This window comes from Nitratireductor sp. ATLC21, from assembly GCF_057196525.1.
Genome location: NZ_JBXUOU010000006.1, coordinates 103,802 through 120,954, shown reverse-complemented (window position 1 = coordinate 120,954; position 17,153 = coordinate 103,802). Strand labels below are relative to the sequence as shown.

At 62.4% G+C, this 17,153-nt stretch carries 14 protein-coding genes and 2 pseudogenes; 9 read left to right on the top strand and 7 right to left on the bottom strand.

Annotated features, from left to right (window positions below; translation table 11 throughout):
* From AC2CHD_RS20900 to AC2CHD_RS20885, 4 genes and pseudogenes are all read right to left on the bottom strand, one after another.
* Positions 1-290 (bottom strand): annotated as a pseudogene (locus AC2CHD_RS20900) (hypothetical protein); the annotation flags it as partial.
* Positions 291-380: 90 nt separating this feature from the next.
* Positions 381-635, bottom strand: a pseudogene (locus AC2CHD_RS20895) (transposase); the annotation flags it as partial.
* A 49-nt stretch (positions 636-684) separates the two neighbouring features.
* Positions 685-1,515: a PfkB family carbohydrate kinase gene (locus AC2CHD_RS20890; protein WP_484555194.1), complete on the bottom strand. Its 831-nt coding sequence runs from the start codon at positions 1,513-1,515 to the stop codon at positions 685-687.
* On the bottom strand, positions 1,502-2,515 hold the full coding sequence (locus AC2CHD_RS20885) for an SIS domain-containing protein (RefSeq protein WP_484555193.1): 1,014 nt from the start codon (positions 2,513-2,515) through the stop codon (positions 1,502-1,504). Before AC2CHD_RS20885 ends, AC2CHD_RS20890 begins: the two co-directional genes overlap by 14 nt.
* Positions 2,516-2,709: 194 nt before the next feature.
* Between AC2CHD_RS20885 and AC2CHD_RS20880 the strand changes: the two genes are divergently transcribed.
* The 9 genes from AC2CHD_RS20880 to AC2CHD_RS20840 all read left to right on the top strand — a co-directional run bounded on the left by AC2CHD_RS20880 (position 2,710) and on the right by AC2CHD_RS20840 (position 13,478).
* Complete coding sequence (locus tag AC2CHD_RS20880; protein ID WP_484555192.1) at positions 2,710-3,441, top strand: GntR family transcriptional regulator; 732 nt, start codon at positions 2,710-2,712, stop codon at positions 3,439-3,441.
* A 90-nt stretch (positions 3,442-3,531) separates the two neighbouring features.
* The gene (locus AC2CHD_RS20875; protein ID WP_484555191.1) at positions 3,532-4,869 is read left to right on the top strand and encodes a M20 family metallopeptidase; all 1,338 of its coding nucleotides are present in this window, start codon (positions 3,532-3,534) and stop codon (positions 4,867-4,869) included.
* A 97-nt stretch (positions 4,870-4,966) separates the two neighbouring features.
* The gene (locus tag AC2CHD_RS20870; protein ID WP_484555190.1) at positions 4,967-5,731 is read left to right on the top strand and encodes an ATP-binding cassette domain-containing protein; all 765 of its coding nucleotides are present in this window, start codon (positions 4,967-4,969) and stop codon (positions 5,729-5,731) included.
* Positions 5,731-6,762 carry an ABC transporter permease gene (locus AC2CHD_RS20865; RefSeq protein ID WP_484555189.1) on the top strand — a complete coding sequence of 344 codons (1,032 nt, stop codon included), beginning with the start codon at positions 5,731-5,733 and terminating at the stop codon, positions 6,760-6,762. Before AC2CHD_RS20870 ends, AC2CHD_RS20865 begins: the two co-directional genes overlap by 1 nt.
* A 122-nt stretch (positions 6,763-6,884) precedes the next feature.
* Positions 6,885-7,838 (top strand): substrate-binding domain-containing protein, encoded by a 954-nt coding sequence (locus AC2CHD_RS20860; protein ID WP_484555188.1) that lies wholly within the window; start codon positions 6,885-6,887, stop codon positions 7,836-7,838.
* Between the two features lie 75 nt (positions 7,839-7,913).
* Positions 7,914-9,977 carry a hydantoinase/oxoprolinase family protein gene (locus tag AC2CHD_RS20855; RefSeq protein WP_484555187.1) on the top strand — a complete coding sequence of 688 codons (2,064 nt, stop codon included), beginning with the start codon at positions 7,914-7,916 and terminating at the stop codon, positions 9,975-9,977.
* Positions 9,974-11,665: a hydantoinase B/oxoprolinase family protein gene (locus tag AC2CHD_RS20850; RefSeq protein ID WP_484555186.1), complete on the top strand. Its 1,692-nt coding sequence runs from the start codon at positions 9,974-9,976 to the stop codon at positions 11,663-11,665. Before AC2CHD_RS20855 ends, AC2CHD_RS20850 begins: the two co-directional genes overlap by 4 nt.
* Before the next feature lie 5 nt (positions 11,666-11,670).
* Positions 11,671-12,969 carry an NAD(P)/FAD-dependent oxidoreductase gene (locus AC2CHD_RS20845; protein ID WP_484555185.1) on the top strand — a complete coding sequence of 433 codons (1,299 nt, stop codon included), beginning with the start codon at positions 11,671-11,673 and terminating at the stop codon, positions 12,967-12,969.
* Positions 12,966-13,478, top strand: coding sequence for a hypothetical protein (locus AC2CHD_RS20840; protein ID WP_484555184.1), 513 nt, complete (start codon positions 12,966-12,968; stop codon positions 13,476-13,478). The genes AC2CHD_RS20845 and AC2CHD_RS20840 overlap by 4 nt, the downstream gene beginning before the upstream one ends.
* Positions 13,479-13,787: 309 nt before the next feature.
* Here AC2CHD_RS20840 and AC2CHD_RS20835 read toward each other — a convergent pair whose 3' ends face one another.
* The 3 genes from AC2CHD_RS20835 to AC2CHD_RS20825 all read right to left on the bottom strand — a co-directional run bounded on the left by AC2CHD_RS20835 (position 13,788) and on the right by AC2CHD_RS20825 (position 17,143).
* Positions 13,788-14,486, bottom strand: a complete 699-nt coding sequence (locus AC2CHD_RS20835) for an IS6 family transposase (protein WP_484555197.1) — start codon at positions 14,484-14,486, stop codon at positions 13,788-13,790.
* A 139-nt stretch (positions 14,487-14,625) separates the two neighbouring features.
* On the bottom strand, positions 14,626-15,717 hold the full coding sequence (locus AC2CHD_RS20830) for an ABC transporter ATP-binding protein (RefSeq protein ID WP_484555183.1): 1,092 nt from the start codon (positions 15,715-15,717) through the stop codon (positions 14,626-14,628).
* Between the two features lie 37 nt (positions 15,718-15,754).
* Complete coding sequence (locus AC2CHD_RS20825) at positions 15,755-17,143, bottom strand: NAD(P)/FAD-dependent oxidoreductase (RefSeq protein ID WP_484555182.1); 1,389 nt, start codon at positions 17,141-17,143, stop codon at positions 15,755-15,757.
* Positions 17,144-17,153 lie beyond the last annotated feature (10 nt).

The following is a 17,153-nucleotide window of genomic DNA, read 5'->3' as shown; positions in this document are numbered from 1 at the left end:
GCCGGGATCGAGATGATCCACATGATGCGCAAACGACAGGCGAGGTACGCCTGCAATCCAAATCCGTCGATTGCCGAGCAGTTTGAAATCATCGTCGCGGCGTGAAGCTCTTGTCGCTCCGCAGTTTCTGTGCCGCGACGAAAGTTTGCAACGGAACCAAGATGTAAAGAATGTGCGACATCGTCGCGACGCAGCTTCCGGCGGACAACGACCGCGCCTTCCGCATCAACCCCCTGCACTTGAAAGACGTGCTTGGCGATATCCAGACCGATTGTGCTAACCCTTTCCATGGACGGCTCTCCCTCATGTGACTTTCGACAGCCACACTTTGGCACAACGCGATGCCGGGAGCGGAGGCCGTCCACCACATCAGGTCACTGGCCGTGCCGGTGGACCTTGACGATGGTGTCGTCGACCATGGCGTATTCCATGTCGGGCTCCTCCGACAAGGCATCGAAAATCCTCTTGAAAACATCGGCTTCGCGCCAATCGCGGAACCGCCAAAAGGCCGTGCTCCAGTTGCCGAACTGAGCTGAAAGATCGCGTCATGGGCTGCCCGTTCGGACAATCCACAGCATCGCCTCCAGGAAAAGCCGGTTATTCCTTCCACTGCGCCACGGATCAGTCGGATTGCCAACGCAGTGCGCTTAGTTCTGGCACGTTGAGCTTACCGGGGGCGTCCGATCAATGCAGAGTGCCGAACCGCTCCTGCGGAAAGCCACCCAGATGCATGCAAGTTCTTGCGGCAAGAAGTGCACCTGCAGCCGCGGCGTACCGCGGCGAATTTCCGGCAAATAGGGCGTAGATGTAGGCAGCAACAAAGCTGTCCCCTGCGCCCGTTGTATCGATCGGGGTGATCTTTTCTGCGGGACATTCGAAACTTTCCACACCGACGAAGATCGAACTGCCGGCACTGCCACGGGTCAAAATGACGTCGCGTGCGCCTGCCGCGCGCAGACGCCGGGCCTTCGCGGAGGCCCCCTGATGGTTTCCCTCGAATGAGGCAAACACCAGGTCAAGGCCTTCGACGCCGAGATGCTCTGGTTCGGAATTGACGGAAATGTCCTGCGAGACCGAAACCCGTGCCTGCACCAGGCGCCGCCGCAAGGCCCCGCCGTCGTTGAGCCAGCCGATATGGACATGATCCATGGTCAGCAAGGTTTCGAGCGCCGCACCGTCTGGAGCGTAGCCGTCGCAGGCGCCGAACTCCTCGTGATCCATGTGGCGGTCGCCTGCATCGTCGACAGAAATAATCGTGTGAGAGGTGGGCAGGTCTCGGCGCTCCAGATGGCCGGTGTCGACGCCGTGTTCACGCAGTGCAGTGGCGACGAGCTCGCCCTGCGCGTCCCGGCCGACCGCACCGAAATAGAACGCATTGGCACCCAGCCGTGCCAGTTGAACTGCCACGTTCACCGCATTGCCCCCCACCAGACGTCGGTCGATGGGAGGCAGCAGAACGTCGATGCAGTTGTCGCCGACGGCCGCGATGCGGGGCTTGTGCTTAGTACGCGACACGGCGGTAGTATCGGCGGGTAGTCAGCGGATGATTGCGCAACACCTCCAGATGCGCAGCGGCTCGCTCGAGAACCGTCGCCAGGAAGGCCGGCGACAGGTAGCCGCGTAATTCGTCCGACAGGCCCTCGGCGGCAAAGGCGCGGGTGTCCAACACAGTCAGACTTCCCTCGATCTGCGGCACGAAACGCTCGACGCGGTCGGCGAGTGGACGCATTTCGTCCTCACCCTTCAGGAGCACGACGCTGACACCCTTCTCAACGAGTTCAAGAGTGCCATGGAAGAAATCGGAGGCGTGCACGGGGCGAGTTCTGATCCACTGCATCTCTTCGAGAATGCACATACCGAAATAGAAGGCTTCCGGCCAAGCATTACCCGCGGCAGTGAAGATATGGTAGTCGCTGGCTGCAAGGGTGCGCGCAAAGTCCTCAGCCTCCGGTTCGAACGCCTCCTTCATCGCCACGAGCGCCGCCGGCACTTTCTGCATTTCGGCCATGAGGGCGTCATGGTTGTCGGTCTCGCCGAGCTGTTTCATGACCGCCAGTGCCGCGATCAGCGACTGGATGTAGAAGCTTTCGGACGAGGTATCGTCAGCTGCAAAGTTCACGAACACATGGTCGCCCCCTTTGCCAAGCGGCGTTTCGGCATGACCGACCAGCGTCAGCACCGTCGCGCCCTTGGCCTTGGCAAAGGCAAGAAACTCGACGCTTTCCTTGGTCGTTCCCGAGAGCGACGGCAGGATGACGATCGACTTCTCAGTCAGATTGACCGAGCCGCCCGCCATCAGTTCCGCGATGTTGTCGGAAAAGACAGGGAAGCTCGACCTGCGACGCAGGAGTTGCACCGCCGGCTGCATCAGGATGGCTGCACCGCCCGCACCGAGGAAGTGGATGTTGGGGGCGCCCTCCTCCATGAGCCTGCCGATCGTCTTTTCCAGATCCTGAGCGAGCGCGACGGCGCCGGACTGAATATTCAGAAATCGTTCCTTGTCGAAATTCAGCATCGTGTTTCCTTGTCGATGACGGTGTCGCAGCATGAAATCTGGACTCTAGTTGTCAGACAACATTGATGAGCAACTTCCCCTGTCAAGTCAAGAGGGAGGGATCGTGCCCGCCGACATCTGACATCCTGGCCGTTGTGTCACAGGCCGAAAACTGGCACCTCTTGTGCAGGATGACGAGGCGCAGGAGACGCAAGATGCTGGACAATGGTCGTGCCGGAAAAACCGTGGCGCTGCAGTTGAGGGATCAGATCCTGGCGCTGCTGACGCAAACGGGGGTCAAGCCCGGCGAGAAGATTCCCACCGAGGCCGAACTGAAGGAAACTTTCGGTGGATCGCGCCCCACAATACGCGAGGCGCTGAAGCTCCTTGAACAGGATGGCGTCATCCGGGTCGAACATGGTCGTGGGCGCTATTTGACGGCGGCAGGGTCGCTGCATGTCGACCGTCCGATCACCAAGTTCGAGAGCATCACGCACATGGCCGGACACTACGGTTATGTATTGGAAAACAAGGTTTTATCTATCCACGAAGAAAGGCCGGAGCGCGATATCGCACGCCTTATGGAACTGACACCGGACCAGACCGTGATACGGCTGGAGCGGCTGCGCCTGCATGCGCGAGAACCGCTGGTCTATTGCATCGATTTTGTTCGACGCGATGTCGTCAGCGACCGGATTTTCGACGTCGACTGGTCTGGGTCGCTGCTCGACGTTCTGGAAGGATATGGGGCGCGGCCACGCATGTCGTCGGCCAAGGTACGCGCCCAGATGCTGCCCGATGACGTGGTGCTCCGCCATGACCTGCGCGACTTTGGTCCGGCCTTGGTGATCGAGGAGACGACGTTCACCGATGCCGGCGTTCCGGTGAACCACGCGATGGATTTCCACAGGGGCAGCCACTTTGCCTTCAGCCTGCTGAGAAAGTGACCTTCAAACAAATTTCTTGACAGACGTCTGACAACAGGTTCCGATGAAGGCAAGCGTGGCGACCAACACACGCCATGGGGAGCCGAACATATGGACGACACGACGCTGGACCTTGGAACCGACCGCACGTCGCTGCTGGACATGCATATCGACACGCTCGCTTCCGACGCCGTCGCACTCCTGCAACGTCTGGTGAGGACCAATAGCGTCAATCCCCTTTTTCCAGGCATCCGGCGCAACGATGTCGTGGGAGGCGAAACCGCCTGCGGCCAGCTTCTGTCAAACTACTTGGGGGCCTTCGGCTTCGCGTCGGAAACGGTCGCTCCCGATCCGCAGCGTGCCAACACCGTCCTGCGCAAGACCGGTGCCGGCGGTGGACGCTCTCTCTTCATCAATGGCCACGTGGACACCGTCGCGCCGTTCCGCCCGTCCGAGTGGATCGAGGGCAACCCCTGGTCTGGCGCCATCCGAGATGGCAACCTTTATGGCCTCGGCGCCACCGACATGAAGTCAGGTCTGGTCGCAGCAGCTCTCGCGGCCGCAGCCATCGAGGCTTCAGGCCTCCGCCTCAAGGGCGAACTGCAGATCCACGCCGTTGTTGGCGAGGAGACCATGAGCCACGAACTCGGCACCACCGCCGTGCTTGAGGCCGGTTTTGGAGGCGATGCAGCAATCGTTGTGGAACCCACTTCGCAGCCCCATCCGCTCTCGGTTACGTCGGTGTCGGCAGGCAATTTCAACCTGCAGATCGATGTGAAGGGATATGGAACGCATTCTGGCAATCGTGGCCCCTCGATCCGTGCGGGTGGCGACGGCAACGCGGCAGGCGTGAACGCTGTCGAAAAAGCGATCCTTGTCCTGCAGGCGCTGCAGCAACTCGAGCAGGAATGGGGCATCAGCAAGTCGCACCCAGCCTTCCCCGCCGGCATGTTCTCGATGGCGCCGGGTGTCTTTCACGGCGATGCCGGCGTACCAAGCGTCGGCTACCTCGCCGAAGCCGCCACCATCGGCTATCTCGTCTGGTATCCGCCGAACGAGAAACCCGAAAACATTCAGGCCGAGATCGAACGCCACGTTCATCACGCGGCGCAGCTCGACAGCTGGCTCCGGCACAACCCGCCGGTGTTCCGTTGGGAAAGCCACTGGCCGGTCTTCGACACGCCAGTCGACCATCCGCTGATGCATTCGCTCGTCATGGACCGCGCCGACGTGCTTGGCGCACCGCCGGAAGGGGTGCCCCAGGTCCATTCATTTAACGCCGTCTGCGATGCCGCCTTCATCGCCGCCAAGGGCATTCCCGTGGCGACGATGGGACCAGGCGATCTGCGCCACGCCCACGCGGTCAACGAGTTCGTGCGTATTTCCGAGGTCAGGGACTGCGCACGCATCCTCGCGCGAACCATGGTGAGGTGGTGCGGTGTTGCCTGAATTCGTCACTTCGAAAGCTCGAGGCCGCGACCTCGACTTCGGCAATTTTGCACGTGGCGCGTCCACGTGCGCAAAACACTAGGCAGGGGTTTACTGCATGGCGTCTCCGATCCTCCAGGCTCGCGACATACACAAGAGCTACGGCTATATACGCTCCCTGCAGGGTGCCAGCCTCGAGGTCTTTCCCGGTGAGGTCGTCGCGCTCATCGGAGACAACGGTGCTGGCAAGACGACGCTGACCAAGGCGCTTTCGGGCGTCATCCGTATCGACAAGGGTGAAGTCCTGGTAGACGGCACGCCAGCGACGTTCTCCTCGCCGCAGGACGCTCGCGAGCATGGCATCGAGACGGTCTATCAGGATCTCGCGCTTGCGGTGGACCTGAACCCGGCGGAAAATGTCTATCTCGGGCGCGAAATTCCGCGGCCCGGCCTCCTTGGCAAGCTCGGCTTCATGGATCGCAAGGCCATGCAGCGCGAAACGGAAAGCCGCTTCAGGGATCTTGGCGTCAACCTGAAGGACATGCGCGGCCCCGTGGCCAGCCTGTCTGGCGGCCAGAGACAGGGCGTTGCCGTTGCCCGGGCACTGATCTGGGCAAAGCGCGTCGTGTTCATGGACGAGCCGACCGCCGCCCTTGGCGCCGCGCAGACGCAGAACGTCCTCAACCTCATCCGCCGCGTCCGCGACCAGGGCATTTCCGTGGTGCTGATCAGCCACTCCATGCCCGACGTGATGGCCGTATCCGACCGCATCGTGGTGCTGCGCCACGGCTCCACGGTCGCCCGCTTCCGAAATGGCGAGGTGAAATCCGACGACCTTGTGGCCGCGATGACCGGCTCACTGCAGATGGAAGGAGCCGCCTGATGAGCACGATCGAGAGCAGCAAGACCAGCGCCACATCCGCCGCAGAAGCCCATCGGCAGCCGTCGTTGCTGCGCCGCCTTCTGGTCGACAGGCCCGAAATGATGATCATTGTCGCACTGCTGATCATAGTCGGTTTTTTCGTGGCGATGCGGCCGGATGCCTTTCTGAGCGGCATCAACATCCGCAACATGTCAATCGAAGCGGCAATGATGATGTTTCTCGCCGTCGGCATGACCTATGTCATCATCACCGCCGGCATCGACCTGTCGGTCGGCTCGGTGCTGGTGCTGTCGGGCGTCTGCGCAGTTCTTGTCATGCGCACGATCGGAGTCGATCATCCCGCCGCACCATGGGTTGGATTGCTCGCTGCGCTTGCCTGCGGCACGGCATGGGGCTTGCTCAACGGTTTCTTTGTCGCCGTCACCCGTCTATCGCCGCTCATCGTGACGTTGGCGAGCATGGGGATCGCGCTGGGTATTGCGCGACTTCTGTCCGGCGGAGTCGACATCACTGGCGTTCCCCGATCCGTGGTCAACACAATCGGTATCGGCAGGGTCATGGGTGTCCCCGTGATCTTCCTGATCGCCGCAGCCTTCGCCGTGGTCGCCGGCATTGTCCTGCACCGCACGCGCTTCGGCCTGCATACCTTCGCCATCGGCTCCAATCCACAGGCTGCCGAGCGCGCGGGCATCAAGGTGCGCCGTCATCTCGTGATGGTCTACGCGATCTCCGGGCTCTGCGCGGGGCTGGCTGGCTACATCACCCTGTCGCGTTTTGCCTCGACCACCATTGCCGGGCACTCAATGGACAATCTGCGCGCCATCACGGCGGTGGTACTCGGCGGCGCCAGCCTGTTTGGTGGTGTGGGCACGATGTTCGGCACCTCTGTGGGCGTGCTGATCCCGGTGGTTCTGGCATCCGGCCTGGTGATCATCGGGCTTCCGAGTTTCTGGCAGGAGGTCGCCGTTGGCATCGTCCTGCTTGCTGCAGTCCTCGTCGACCAGTGGCGGCGCAACAGCCGCAACGGGTGACTGCTTTCCATCGAATGCAAGCATGATGCGACATGCGCCGCGCTTGTCCTCGACGGCAACAAGAAGACGCAGAGGCGGGATGCAACCTGCCCGTGATCCCTAGAATCCAGATGGAGACGAAGATGAAACTTGCTCGATTGGGAATGGCGGTCGCCGCAATGGCGATCCTTGCGGGGCAGGCACATACACAGGAGGTGCGCCCCAAGGTCGAACTGGTGCTGGGCATCCAGATCGGCTTCCACGAAGCCATCGCCTGTGGCGCACGCGCTGCAGCTGACGAATTTGGCGCTGACATCACCGTTCAGGCTGCCAAGAACTACGGCCCTGCCGATCAGGTGCCGCTGCTGAACTCGGTGCTGGCGCGCAGCCCGGACTTCATCGTCCTCGATCCCACCAACCGCACCTCGCTTGTCGCGCCGCTGATGGATGTCGTGGCGCAGGGCGTGAAGGTGATTGCGGTCGACACGACACTCGACGACACCTCGATGCTGACGGCGCGCATCGGTACTGACAACGTCGAAGTCGGCCGCCAGCTCGCCCGCGCGCTCGCCGAGCAGATCGGCCCCGACGGCGGCAAGGTCGTCATGGTTGGCTCCAGCCCCGGCATCTCGACCGTTGACCAGCGCATTCAGGGCTTCGAGGAAGAGATCGCCACCTTCGAGAACATCGAATTCATCGGCACGCAACATGCCGGCAACGAGGTCTCGCAGGCCCAGAACATGTTCTCCTCGCTTCTGTCGGCGAATCCAGACCTCGTCGGCGTCGCTTCGCCGTCAGAAAATCCGTCGATGGGCGTTGCAGGTGCAATCCGCAACGCAGGCGTGGGCGAGACGGTCGCGGCCGCCGGCGTCGACGCCAGCGAGGCTCAGATCGAGTTGCTGCGTGAAGGCATTCTCGACGCGCTTGTCATCCAGCAGCCCTACGAGATGGGCTACCGAGCCGTCGAGACGGCAGTGAAGGTTGCCAATGGCGAAGACGTCGTCGCTGAGACGGGAACCGGCGCCATCATCGGCACGCAGGCCAACATCGACGATCCGGAGGTGTCCAAATACCTCTACAAGGGTAGCTGCATCTGAGCCACCAATCACGACCGGGGCGCGCCCTCGTGCCCCCCGGAAAGCGACTTCAACCATGGGACCACGCGACTGATCATGAGCACTGTGCTTGGAATTGACATCGGCGGCACGTTCACCGACCTGATCCTCATGCGCGACGATGGCGCTGTCGTGGAGAAGGTTCCGAGCACACCCTCCAACCCGGCGCAGGCAATCGTCGACGGATTGCGGGTGCTCAAGGATCGTCACGGCGTCGACCTTGCAGCACTGGACCTGTTTTGCCACGGCTCGACGGTGGCGACGAACGCCCTGCTTGAAAACAAGCTGCCGGCTACAGCCCTGCTTGTCACCAGGGGGTTCCGGGACGTGCTGGAAATCGGCTCGATGATGCGGCCGTCCCTGTTCGACCTCAAGGCGCAGAAGCCGCAGCCGATCGTGGCGCGCGAGCTCGTTTTCGAAGTCGAGGAACGCATCGGCCGCACCGGCGAGATTGACATCGCCCTCACGCAGGCGGCGATCGACGGCGTGATCGAGGCGCTACGTGCAGCCGGCGTGCGCTCGGTGGCGATCTGCCTCCTCTTCAGTTTCCGCAATGATGCGCACGAACGGGCGCTTGCGGAGGCGATCCGTGCGTCGTTGCCGGATGTCTCGGTCACGGTCAGCGCTGATGTCGCGCCCGAGATCAACGAGTATCCCCGCGCCTCGACCACAGCCATCAGCGCCGCGCTGGAGCCGCTCGTTGCCCGCTACATCGACGAGATGAGCCGCGGCGTGATCGCGGAAGGGTTGGCCGCACCTGTCTATGTGATGCAAAGCTCCGGTGGGGTGATGACGGCGGAGGAAACCGCGGTCAATGCCCACCGCATGATCCTGTCGGGACCGGCCGCCGGCGTGCTTGCCGCGCAGCGGCTCGCGGAATCGACGCCGTATTCCGACATGATCACCTTCGACATGGGTGGCACCTCGACCGACATCTGCCTGATCAAGGACGCCCGCGCAGACCTCGAGCGGGAATCGATGTTCGAAGGCAGGCCGTTGCGCGTGCCGCAATTCGCCATCCATACCATTGGCGCCGGTGGCGGCTCGATCGCGCGTGTTGATGCAGCAGGTATGCTGAAGGTGGGGCCTGAAAGCTCCGGCGCGATGCCCGGTCCGGTCTGCTATGGCCGCGGCGGCACACAGCCTACGGTGACTGACGCCCACGCGGTCCTGGGACGCATCGACCCGGCCAACTTCCTCGGCGGGGAAATGAAGCTCGACGTTGATGCCGCGCGCCGTGCCGTCGAAGAGCGGATTGCGAGCCCGCTGGGTCTGAGTGTGGAGGCGGCCGCGCAGGGAATCCTCGACATTGCGGACGCCGCCATGGCGCGCGGCGTTCGTGTCGTCAGCGTCAACAAGGGCCACGACCCACGCGACTTCGCACTGATACCCTTCGGCGGCGCAGGTGCGATGCACGCGCTGACCGTTGGCGCGCTCGTAGAGGTCGGCCGCGTGGTTGTGCCGCAGCGCGCAGGCATCTTCTCGGCCGTCGGGCTCGCCAGCTCCGACGTCAAGTATGACTTCATCCGCGTGGTCGAACAGCCGCTTGATGCAATGCCGGCGACGGAGTTCCGCGCGGTCTTCGAGCCGCTGGATCGCCAGGCGATCGAACGGCTCAACGACAAGATGCCGGCCGGCGCCTCGATCGACCTGATCCGTACCGCGCAGCTCCGCTACATGCGCCAGGACAACAAGGTCGAGATCGAACTCCCATGCGGCGAGATCACGTCGGATGTTCTGGAGAAGTTGGCTGCAGATTTCCACGAGGCGCACCACTTTCAGTTCGGCCACAACAATCCGGAAGGCCGCATCGAACTCGTCTCGCTTTCGCTGGAGGCGTTTGGCCGAATGGGGCACGCACGTTCGGAACAGATCGGCGCGCTGCCAGATTCCGTTGCCGCCAGACCCCGAACAACGCGACGGGTCCACTTCAAGGAAACCGGCTGGACTGACGTCGGCGTCTACGACCGTCGCGACCTGCAGCCGGGTTCATCCATCGCGGGGCCGGCAGTGATCGAAGAGCGCGAAGCCACCATCATCGTCACGCCCGCCGTGTCAGGGAGCGTCGATGCGGGCGGCAACATCATCCTCGAACGCATTCAGACGGGGGCAGCAGAATGAAGCGCGATCCGATCACCACTGAAGTCGTCCGTCACGCCCTTGAAACCATCGCCGAAGAAATGGGTACTTCGATGAGGCGAACGGCCATCAGCGTCGTCATCAAGGACCTGCGTGACTATTCCTGCGCGGTCTTTGACGCAAAGGGCGGGCTCCTGGCCTGCGCGCTCGACGTGCCAGGCCTGATGGCGGCGATGGCACCTGCCCTGCAGGCGACACTGGCGAAATGGGGCGACGATGTTTCGGAGGGTGATGTCTTCATCACCAACCATCCCTATATGGGCTGCGCGCATACATCCGATATCAATATCTTCGTCCCGGTCTTCGGCGACGACGGCAAGCTGGTCGGCTTCACCGGTGCGATTGCGCACCATGCCGATTGGGGCGGGCGCGTGGCGGGAACTGCAGCCTATGACAGCCGCTCGCTCTATCAGGAAGGCGTGGTGCTGGCGGCGCTGAAGCTCTACGAGGGCGGCAAGCCTGTGCAGGCGATCTTCGATATCATCCGCGAAAACGTGCGCCATCCCGACCAGAACATGGGCGACTTGCGTGCACAGCTCGCTTCCGCGCGTGCCGGCCGCGAACGGTTCGCCCGCCTCGGCAAGACCTATGGTGCGGAAAACCTGCGTGCGATCCTCACCGGTCTCATCGACTACACGTCACGGCGCGTGCGCGCCGAACTATCAAGCCTGCCCGATGGTACCTGGAGTGCGGAAGGCGCTATCGATGACAACGGCATCACCCCGGGTGCGCGGGTGCGTTATGTTGTTGACGTCACCCTTAAGGGCGATGCCATCACCTTTGATTTTTCGCGGGGCGACAAGCAGATGCCGGGCGGCATGAACATTCCTTGGGCGTCACTGCGCTCGGCGGTGCAATATGCGCTGACCTGCATCTTGCCCGATGACATTCCGGTCAACGAAGGCGTCATGGATGCAGTCGCGATCGTTGCGCCGGTAGGGGGGGCCGTGAACCCGGCACATCCGGCAGCCGTCAGCGACCGGCACATCGCCTGCGAGCGCCTTTGTGATGTTCTCGTCAACGCCATGGGTCAGATCGCGCCCGGTCGCACCTCGGCAGGCTGGTGTGTCGGCTTCCCGGTGTTCATCTGCGAAAGCGTATCGCCCAAGACCGGTGACAGCGCGGTGCTGCTGGGCATCATCGCCGGCGGAGCGGGGGCGGCAAACGATCGCGATGGCGCTAGCGGCATCGACGTGCATCTGTCCAACTGCGCTATCATCCCTGCGGAAAGCATCGAGAGCAATTACACGCTGCGCATCGACCGCTACGAGCTGATCCGCGACAGCGGCGGCGCGGGCGAATTCCGCGGCGGCCTTGGCATCCGCGCCGACTACCGCAACATCTCCGGGAAGGCGATGGACGTGCAGACCGAGGTGGAGCAGAACGCGCCCGATTCACCACCGTGGCCGCTGGCGGGCGGACAGCCCGGCACCAATTGCAGCGTGTGGATGCTGAGCGATGGCAAGGAAGAGCCGTTGCCGTCGAAGGGCTATTTCTCGATCCCGCCCGGTGGCGTCGTGTCGATGCGCGGCGGCGGTGGTGGCGGCGCTGGCGATCCGCGCAGGCGGCCGGTGGAACGCGTGCTGGCCGACGTGAAGGCAGACCTGGTCAGTGCTGAAATGGCCCGAAGCGTCTACCGCGTTGATCCGGCAACCAGAGTGAGGATCTGAAAGCCATGAAGCAGGCGCGCCAGAAAGGCACGGCTTTTGGCACCCCCTATTGGGATGAGGGCGTCGGCATGGCGACGACGACACCGGTGACGGAGCTGCCGGCATCAGCCGACCTCCTCATCATCGGTGCAGGATATACCGGCCTCAACGCAGCGCTTGCCGCGGCGAAAGTCGGCCTTGACGTTATCGTGCTCGATCGCGAACATCCCGGATCCGGCGCCAGCGGCCGCAATGGCGGCCACGTCTCCACATCGATGAAGCCCGGGCTGGACGAGCTTTCGGCGAACGTCGGAAAGGAGAAGGCCCGGGCCATACTGTCGCTCGGTAAATCTGCGGTGTCCTACCTGAACGATATGATCGCCGAGGAGGGCATCGACTGCCAGCTCGAGAATTGCGGCCACTTCACCGGCGCGCACAAGCCTTCGGCGATGGTGGGCCTCCGGGCCTGGGCCGACGAGCAGCGGACGCTTGGCAATCCGGTAGAGATGGTGGCGCAACAGGACCAGCGCGCCTATTGCGGCAGCGACCATTTCCATGGCGGTGTGTTCATGCCGGCCTGGCAATCAATCCATCCCGGCCATTACGTGAACGGACTTGTGAAACGCGTGCTCGCCACCGGTGTGCGGATCTTTTCTGGGCAGGACGTGGTGGGTCTTACACAGTCCGCAGCAGGCGCCGACGTCGCGCTTGCCAGTGGCGCAACGATACGGGCGCGTTCCGTCGTGGTGGCAACGAACGCCCATACCGGGCCGATGGCCCCTCGCCTGCGCCGGCAGATAATCCCGATCGCCTCGGTCCAGATCGCAACCGAGCGTCTCGATCCGGAGTTGGTACAACAGCTTCATCCGCGCCGGGCGATGAGTTATGACAGTCGCCGGCTCGTTACCTATACACGCCCGTCGCCCGACGGCACCCGCGTGCTTGTCGGCTCCCGTGTGCCCTTTGCCCCTGGAAATCCGGAAGCCTCGCGCTTGCCGATGCATGCGCGGATGGAACGCCTGTTTCCCGAGCTCGCCGGCGTGCGCAGCGACTATCTGTGGGGCGGCCTGGTCGGTTACACCTTCGACCACCTCCCGCATATCGGTACGGACGGCGTCATTCACCATGCCATGGGCTATTGCGGCACTGGCGTGGCAATGGCGAGCTATTTCGGCCACCTGCTCGGCCGTCGCGTGGCGGACGACACCACAACGATAACCCCACTCGACGGCATGCCGTTTGCCTCCGCGCCATTCTATCGCGGCGAGCCGTGGTTCCTCCCGTTCGCCTTCGCCTGGTACGCATTCAAGGATCGGTTTGGATGAAATCGATCGTCATACCGCTTGATGATCTGCCGGCTCGCGAGGAGTTGCCGGCGGATCTCGTCCAGCCCAGAGATGACCGCTGGCAGCACGGTGAACGGGTCGTCGATTGGCGCGTGCCTGGGGTCGGGCGCGTCACCGCGGGAAGCTGGCACAGCGGCCGGTTCGCGACCAAGCCCTTCTCTTTCGGCGGCTGCGAGTGGCTGCATGTCCTGTCGGGGACGATAGTGTTCGACATTGCCGGCACTCACCACGAAATCAGCGCGGGGAAGAGCGCGCTCGTGCCATTCGGTATTTCCTGCCGCTGGCTGCAACCCGAGCCGGTGCTCAAATATTTCCTGCGCTGGGACGATGCCGGCGAGGGTCAGCCGACACAATTCTGGTGTTCGGGGATGCCTGAAACAGAAATGGCAGAAGGCGCCTTGGCAGTCTCTACGACGAAGGCAAGTTGGCACCACGCTGCCACATCGGTTGCGCTATCGGTCACCGAGGGCATCTTGTATCTTGGTTGACGAGTTGAGACTTCGTAGATCTACCCACCGTGAATGCAGATGGCTGCCCCCGAACACACGACACGCCGTTGAATAGCGAATCGCGGCCGCTTTGTAGGCAGAGAGCACCTGAGGTTTTGTCAGCACATCAAGTTTCGCCGTTCAAGAAGTCAGAGTACAGCCATTCATCGACGTAACACTTAAGGAACTACTGAACGACTTTCGGACCAATTCGCGGCGGATTTGGGGCCGAAGAACGAACATGACGTAATCGCGGGGGTTGTGTCGCAAACGCGGAATGAGCGCGCGGAAATCCTGCATGGCTGACGTTCATGCTGCCAGAGTCGTGAACTGCTCGGCGAGTGATGGAGCGGGATTATAGGCGTACCTCGCCTGCCGCTTGCGCATCATGTGGACCATTTCGATGCCGGACAGGATGGTTGCAGCGCAGGTGGTGGAATTGAAGCCCAGCATGGATCGGATCCGACGTTTGACGCGCCGGTGGTCCTGCTCGATCAGATTATTGAGATCTCGGCTCTGCCGGATGCGGATCGGCTTCACCTTTCGTCGTGATCTGTCCTGAAGTCTGCTTTCGCCGTCGCAGGCAATGATTGCCTCCCGGTTCGTCTGGCTGCCGTCGATGACGATGCGATCAGGCCGGCCATGTCGCTTCAGCGCCTGACGTATGAAGCGCTTCGCCGCCAAAAGATCGCGGGTCTCGCTGAAGAAGAACTCGACCGTGTCTCCTACACTGTCGATGGCGCGGTAAAGATAGGTCCATCGACCACGAACCCGGACATAGGTTTCATCAACGTGCCACTTGCCGGTGACGGCACGCTTCCGTTGATTGAAACGTTCGAGCAGTACCGGCGTGAAGCGAACAATCCAGCGATGGATTGTGGAATGGTCGACGCAAATACCGCGCTCGGCCATCATCTCCTCCAGATCACGCAGGCTGAGATTGTAAGCCAGATACCAGCGTACACACAGCAGGATCACTGATTGGTCGAAATGACGGCCCTTGAACATTGAGTCCTCCCCAAAAATCGAGAAGCTTTGTACCGGAGACATGTTGCCAATCAGTTTGCGACAGAGCCCTTTTGCTCCGCCCATTGGACTGATTTTGCTCCGCCGTTGACAGTCTTCTGCGGCCTTAGTTCATCCTGCATCAAACCGTCTTGCCGGCTGCATCGAAGATATAAATGTCCTGCGCGCGCGCGGTAAAGCGGACGGTCTGCATGCGCGTGAACGAACCCGCCCCGTCAACCTTGACCAAAAACTTCTCGTTCACGCCAGGGAGGTCGAGATAGAGGATCTGCACCTCGCCAAGATGTTCGACAAGATCGACCGTGCCGACCAGGATCGGATCAGCTCCGTCGTCCTCCGCAATGCGCGTGTTTTCCGGGCGGATGCCAATGCTGACCAGCTCGCCCCTCGCAAGCTTACCCGGCTCAGTGGCCAATTCGAGCGTCACCCCGCATTCGAGCCGGCAATGGGCCGATGTCCCGTTAATCTCAACAACTGTTCCTTTCATGATATTCATTGCCGGCGAGCCGACGAACTGCGCGACAAAGAGGTTTGCTGGCTTCCGGTAAAGATCGGTCGGCGTACCCACCTGCTCGATCCGTCCATCCTTGAAGACGACAATACGGTCCGCAAGCGTCATCGCTTCGACTTGGTCGTGCGTAACGTAGATCATCGTCACGTCGGGCATGCTCTGCTTCAGCTTGGCGATCTCGATGCGGGTGGCGACGCGCAAAGCAGCATCGAGGTTCGACAAGGGCTCGTCGAACAGGAATACCCGCGGATTGCGCACGATGGCGCGGCCGATGGCGACACGCTGCCGCTGCCCGCCGGAAAGTGCCTTTGGCTGGCGTTGCAGGTATTTGTCGAGCTGGAGGATCTCGGCTGCCTTGCGCACCCGCGCATCAATCTCCGCCTTCTGTGTTCCCGCGATGCGCAAACCGAAGGCCATGTTCTCGTATACGGTCATATGCGGGTAGAGCGCATAGGACTGGAACACCATCGAGATGCCCCGTTTGGAGGGGGCGACGGCATTCATCCGCGCGCCGTCGATGATGAGGTCGCCGGAGGTTATGGTCTCTAGGCCGGCGATCGAGCGCAACAAGGTCGATTTCCCGCAGCCCGACGGACCGACGAAGACGATGAACTCTCCCGACTTTATATCGAGGTCGATCCCGTGCAGGACCTCCATATCACCATAGGCCTTGCGGATGTTTCTCAGCGACAGATCGACCATCGTTCCATTCCGTTGTTTGATTTCGAAGCATGTGCCGTCAAGGTGCAAGCCCTGCCAGGAATCGCGTGATCGAGCCCGGCTTTCTGTTGAGGATCTCGAGATCGTTTTTGCGCCGGATGGCGTGCCGCACGACCCGCGCGCCTAGATAGCGCAACGGTTCGGGCGGAAGTCGCGTGCGCCTGTCGAGCCCGACCAGCCCGCACCGGCTCCAGGCATCGTCGCGACCAAGCACGAGGCTCGCCATGATGCGGCCGGCCACGGGCGTCTGCGCGATGCCCGTGCCGTTGAAGCCCATCGCATAGAAAATGTTCGCGTGATCCTTCAGATGCCCGAAGACCGGCAGGTGCTGCGCCGTGCAGTCGATCGGGCCGCTCCAGTCGTGGAGCACCGGCACGTCCTTCAGCTCGGGATAGACCCGGTGCATTTCGCGGATATTGTCGGCGCCGCCATCGCCGCCGCGGTTGAACCGAGCATCGACCCGATCGCCATAGGCGATACCGCCCGTGCCCCGACCAAAGATGACCGTGCCGTCCGGCGTGCGCTGATAATAAAGGACATGATGCTGTGCATCGCAGATCGAGGCGCCGTCCGTCCAGCCGATGCGCTCCAAGATGTCGGGCGCGGGCGCCGTCGCGATGACCTGGCTGCTGACCACATAGAGATAGGGGTGCAGATCCGGAATGGCAGAAAGCCAGGCATTCGCGGCAAGCACCACCTTGCTTGCCGACAGCGTGCCGCCGGCGGTGCGCAGTTGCGGCCTCAAGCCGGGCCCGATGTCGAGAACCGGGCTACGCTCATGAACGACGATACCCTTCGAAAGCGCCAGATCGCGCAGTCCTATGGCAAGCTTCGCGGGCTGCACCGTTCCCGCCCGTTCCTCGACAATGCCGGCATAGGAGACGGCTGAGCCGCTGCGGCGCAGGATGTCCTCGCGCCGCAGCGGACGGAAGCGCTCCTCGCCGAGCGCGCGGCAGAGCTCGGCGGCCGAAGTCCAGGCCGCTTCCTGCGCGGTCGAACTGGCCGTCCAGAGCCAGCCGTCGAGCCTCAGGTCCATGTCGATGGCGCCGGAGGCTTGCAGACCGTTCAGTTCCTCGATGGCGTCGGCGGTCGCGCGGCACAGCATCAGCGCATTGTCTTCCCCGACAAGCGCGCGCAGCATGTCGATTTCGGCGAACCAGCTATGGACCTGACCGCCGTTGCGACCCGAGGCGCCGGAGCCGCAGAAATCGGCTTCGAGCACGGTGACGCGTGTTTCCGGCGACTGTTCCTTGATTCGCAACGCTGTCCAGAGGCCGGCATATCCCCCGCCGACGATGGCCACGTCGCAGTCCGCGCCGCCCTGCAGGGGGCGCGTCACGGCATCTGCCGCGATGCTCTGGAGCCAGAAGGAACGGTCGCCCTTCGGCGCGGCGACGGGCGGCCTCATCGTGATGGTA

What these genes read in the sequence shown, in the direction of transcription:
- AC2CHD_RS20870 (WP_484555190.1), top strand. Translation starts at nt 4,967, where the DNA reads ATGGCGTCTCCGATCCTCCAGGCTCGCGACATACACAAGAGCTACGGC.
- AC2CHD_RS20825 (WP_484555182.1), bottom strand. Translation starts at nt 17,143, where the DNA reads ATGAGGCCGCCCGTCGCCGCGCCGAAGGGCGACCGTTCCTTCTGGCTC.
- AC2CHD_RS20855 (WP_484555187.1), top strand. Translation starts at nt 7,914, where the DNA reads ATGAGCACTGTGCTTGGAATTGACATCGGCGGCACGTTCACCGACCTG.
- AC2CHD_RS20845 (WP_484555185.1), top strand. Translation starts at nt 11,671, where the DNA reads ATGAAGCAGGCGCGCCAGAAAGGCACGGCTTTTGGCACCCCCTATTGG.
- AC2CHD_RS20860 (WP_484555188.1), top strand. Translation starts at nt 6,885, where the DNA reads ATGAAACTTGCTCGATTGGGAATGGCGGTCGCCGCAATGGCGATCCTT.
- AC2CHD_RS20840 (WP_484555184.1), top strand. Translation starts at nt 12,966, where the DNA reads ATGAAATCGATCGTCATACCGCTTGATGATCTGCCGGCTCGCGAGGAG.
- AC2CHD_RS20880 (WP_484555192.1), top strand. Translation starts at nt 2,710, where the DNA reads ATGCTGGACAATGGTCGTGCCGGAAAAACCGTGGCGCTGCAGTTGAGG.
- AC2CHD_RS20865 (WP_484555189.1), top strand. Translation starts at nt 5,731, where the DNA reads ATGAGCACGATCGAGAGCAGCAAGACCAGCGCCACATCCGCCGCAGAA.
- AC2CHD_RS20835 (WP_484555197.1), bottom strand. Translation starts at nt 14,486, where the DNA reads ATGTTCAAGGGCCGTCATTTCGACCAATCAGTGATCCTGCTGTGTGTA.
- AC2CHD_RS20885 (WP_484555193.1), bottom strand. Translation starts at nt 2,515, where the DNA reads ATGCTGAATTTCGACAAGGAACGATTTCTGAATATTCAGTCCGGCGCC.
- AC2CHD_RS20830 (WP_484555183.1), bottom strand. Translation starts at nt 15,717, where the DNA reads ATGGTCGATCTGTCGCTGAGAAACATCCGCAAGGCCTATGGTGATATG.
- AC2CHD_RS20875 (WP_484555191.1), top strand. Translation starts at nt 3,532, where the DNA reads ATGGACGACACGACGCTGGACCTTGGAACCGACCGCACGTCGCTGCTG.
- AC2CHD_RS20850 (WP_484555186.1), top strand. Translation starts at nt 9,974, where the DNA reads ATGAAGCGCGATCCGATCACCACTGAAGTCGTCCGTCACGCCCTTGAA.